The organism is Streptomyces sp. NPDC059371 (assembly GCF_042751995.1).
Taxonomy (GTDB): Bacteria; Actinomycetota; Actinomycetes; order Streptomycetales; family Streptomycetaceae; genus Streptomyces.
The window spans coordinates 12266-15910 of the sequence record NZ_JBHYXD010000049.1 but is presented as its reverse complement, the minus strand read 5'-3'; the positions used below and the strand labels follow the sequence as shown (position 1 = coordinate 15910).

Sequence of the window (3645 nt, the reverse complement as noted above, 5' to 3'; positions counted from 1 at the left end):
CTGTGCGCGCTAGTTTGTTCTATACGCCACCCCGGCGTGGGTGACCCCCCGCGCGGGGGGGGGGCGGGACGGGGGGTGACCCGGCCCGCCCCCGTCCCGGGGGGGGCGGGGGCCGTCGGCGTCCTCCCGCGGCCGAACAGGGCTCTGGAGCGCCGCGTGGGCCGGGCCGCGCGGGCGTGGCCCGGGTCTCCTTTGCTACTGGTCGGTAGCCTCCGCTGAGCGGGTCGGATAGCGTATGAGCGTGCCGGAGGGGGTCCTGGACGCCCTCCCGCGAGCCTTCGTCGAGAAACTTCGTGAAGTTCTTCACAAGGAAAAAGGCCCTGCTGGGCGATGAAGGGGCCACTTGGGCCCTTCCGCGGGGCCGGGCGGGTCCGGCAGCATGCTCGGTGAAGCGTTGCGGCCGCGTTTCGGGGCGGTGAAACACAGGTGTGGTCCGCTCGGCCGAACGGGTTGGGCCGCAGCTCACGCGGTGTTGACAACGGTACGAACCGTACGGCGGTCCACCCCCGCCGTCATGACCTCGGTCACGGCGGCGGCGGAGTGTAGCAGATCCCCTGTCCGAGCTTGTGAAGGGGCGCACGAGCGACCCCCCGGAAGCAGGTGGATACTCGATGGCATGAGCACCACGGAGCGTCCCAGGATCCTCGTAGTAGGCGGTGGGTACGTAGGCCTGTACGCAGCTCGGCGCATCCTCAAGCAGATGCGCTACGGAGAGGCGACCGTCACGGTCGTCGACCCCCGGTCGTACATGACCTACCAGCCCTTCCTCCCCGAAGCCGCCGCAGGCAGCATCTCGCCGCGGCACGTCGTCGTACCGCTGCGACGCGTACTTCCCAAGGCGGAGGTCCTCACGGGCCGGGTCACCACCATCGACCAGGACCGCAAGGTCGCCACGATCGCCCCCCTCGTGGGTGAGGCGTACGAGCTGCCCTTCGACTACCTCGTCATCGCGATGGGCGCGGTCTCCCGCACCTTCCCGATCCCCGGCCTCGCCGAGCAGGGCATCGGCATGAAGGGCATCGAGGAGGCCATCGGCCTGCGCAACCACGTCCTCGAGCAGCTCGACAAGGCCGACTCCACCACGGACGAGGACGTCCGCCGCAAGGCGCTGACCTTCGTCTTCGTGGGTGGTGGCTTCGCCGGCGCCGAGACCATCGGCGAGGTCGAGGACATGGCCCGCGACGCGGCCAAGTACTACAGCAGCGTGTCCCGCGAGGACATGCGCTTCGTCCTCGTGGACGCCGCGGACAAGATCCTCCCCGAGGTCGGCCCCAAGCTCGGCCAGTACGGCAAGGAGCACCTGGAGAGCCGCGGTGTGGAGATCTACCTCTCCACCTCCATGGACTCCTGCGTCGACGGCCACGTCGTGCTGAAGAACGGCCTCGAGGTCGACTCCAACACGATCGTCTGGACGGCCGGCGTCAAGCCGAACCCCGTTCTCTCCCGCTTCGGTCTGCCGCTCGGCCCGCGTGGCCACGTGGACACCCAGACGACCCTCCAGGTGCAGGGCACGGACTACATCTGGGCCGCGGGCGACAACGCCCAGGTGCCGGACGTCGCCGCCCGCAAGGCCGGTGTCGAGAACGCCTGGTGCCCGCCGAACGCGCAGCACGCGCTGCGGCAGTCCAAGGTCCTCGCCGACAACGTGATCTCCGGTATGCGGGGCTTCCCGCAGAAGGAGTACGCGCACGCCAATAAGGGTGCGGTGGCCGGTCTCGGCCTCCACAAGGGCGTCGCGATGATCGTCATGGGCAAGATGAAGATCAAGCTCAAGGGCCGTCTCGCCTGGTACATGCACCGCGGCTACCACGGTCTGGCCATGCCGACCTGGAACCGCAAGATCCGCGTCTTCGCGGACTGGACGCTCGCGATGTTCCTCAAGCGCGAGGTCGTCTCCCTGGGTGCCATGGAGACTCCGCGCGAGGAGTTCTACGAGGCCGCCAAGCCGGCTCCGGCCGCCCCGGCGCCCGCCGTCAAGACCGAGGAGAAGGCCAAGGCCTCCTGACCTCCGGTCACCGAACGCCCCGAAGGGGGCCGCCCGCCATCCGTGGTGCGGGCGGCCCCTTCGGCGTTCCCTCCTCCCCGCGCGGCCCCGGCGCGTCCGACGCGCCCCCTCGAAGCGTGGTGCGTACACACATTTTACGAATCTGTGTCGTGGAAGGGGGACTGCGCGCCGACGGGGTAGATGTTTACGTGGTGTCGGAGCGTTCGGGAGTGCTGTCTCGGAGGTGTACGCCATGCAGGACGCCGCGCCGCGGCTCAAAGGCCTTGTCGAACAGTTGCTGGGAGCTCCGCTCCCGTTGCGCGTCCGCGCCTGGGACGGTTCGGAAGCGGGTCCGCCCGCGGCACCGGCGCTCGTCGTCCGCAACCGGAGGGCCCTGCGCCGACTGCTGTGGAAGCCGGGCGAGTTGGGACTGGCCCGCGCCTGGGTCTCCGGCGACCTGGGCATCGAGGGGGACCTGTACACCGCCCTGGACCTGATCTCCGGGCTCGTCTGGGAGCGCGGCGAGGACGCGCGCGGGCTCGGGGCGGCGCTGCGTGATCCCGAGGTGCGCGCCGCCGTCCGCGGGCTGGTGAGGATGGCGGGACTGCCGCTGCCGCCCGCCCCGCCGCCCGAGGAGGTGCGCCGACGCCGCCACCTGCACACCAGACGCACCGACCGGAGCGCGATCAGCCACCACTACGACGTCGGCAACGACTTCTACGCGCTCGTCCTCGGCCCGTCCATGGTCTACTCGTGCGCCTACTGGCGGGAGGGCGGCACCCTGGAGGAGGCGCAGCGCGACAAGCTCGAACTCGTCTGCCGGAAGCTGGCTCTGAAGCCCGGTCAGCGGCTCCTGGACGTCGGCTGCGGCTGGGGCTCGATGGCCGTGCACGCCGCCCGCGACCACGGCGTGCGGGTGGTCGGGGTGACCCTGTCGCAGGAACAGGCCGCGTACGCCCGTAAACGGGTCGCGGAGGAGGGTCTGACCGACCGGGTGGAGATCAGGGTGCAGGACTACCGGGACGTCGCCGACGGGCCCTACGACGCGATCTCCTCCATCGGGATGGCCGAACACGTCGGCGCCGAGCGCTACCTGGAGTACGCCGAGACGCTCGGCCGCCTGCTCGCCCCCGGAGGGCGGCTGCTCAACCACCAGATCGGCCGGCGCCCGCAGCGCGACGAATCGTCGTACGCCGTCGACGCGTTCATCGACGCCTATGTGTTCCCCGACGGCGAACTCGCCCCCGTCGGGACGACCGTGGCGCTGCTCGAACGGGCCGGGTTCGAGGTGCGTGACGTCGAGGCCCTGCGCGAGCACTACGCGCTCACCCTGCGCCGCTGGGTCGCCAACCTGGAGGCGGGATGGTCCCGTGCCGTCCGGTTCACCGGCGTCGGCCGGGCCCGTGTCTGGCGGCTGTACATGGCGGCGAGCGCGGTCGCCTTCGAGCGCAACCAGATCGGCGTCAACCAGGTGCTGGCGGTGAAGACCCCGGGCGCCTCCGGCTCGGCCGGGATGCCGCTGCGGGCGAGAACCTGGAACTGACGGGCGGGGCGGCGGCACGGAAGGCGCGCCGCGCGGCGGCACGGCGCAGGGGGAGGGGGGGGGGGGGGCCCCCCGCCCGGGGGGCCCCCCCCCCCCCCCCCACCGCGGCCCGGGCGCC

General features: G+C 71.4%; 2 protein-coding genes. Both read left to right on the top strand.

The window, feature by feature from the left end:
* Window positions 1–616: 616 nt before the first annotated feature.
* A complete protein-coding gene (locus ACFXGX_RS25205) occupies window positions 617–2005 on the top strand; it encodes an NAD(P)/FAD-dependent oxidoreductase (protein ID WP_384795167.1) in 1389 nt (462 codons plus the stop codon).
* Between the two features lie 232 nt (window positions 2006–2237).
* Window positions 2238–3527 carry a class I SAM-dependent methyltransferase gene (locus ACFXGX_RS25200; protein WP_384795165.1) on the top strand — a complete coding sequence of 430 codons (1290 nt, stop codon included), beginning with the start codon at window positions 2238–2240 and terminating at the stop codon, window positions 3525–3527.
* Window positions 3528–3645 lie beyond the last annotated feature (118 nt).

Bases quoted from the DNA above. Each gene is read 5' to 3' on its own strand.
- ACFXGX_RS25205 (WP_384795167.1), top strand. From the start codon at position 617: ATGAGCACCACGGAGCGTCCCAGGATCCTCGTAGTAGGCGGTGGGTAC.
- ACFXGX_RS25200 (WP_384795165.1), top strand. From the start codon at position 2,238: ATGCAGGACGCCGCGCCGCGGCTCAAAGGCCTTGTCGAACAGTTGCTG.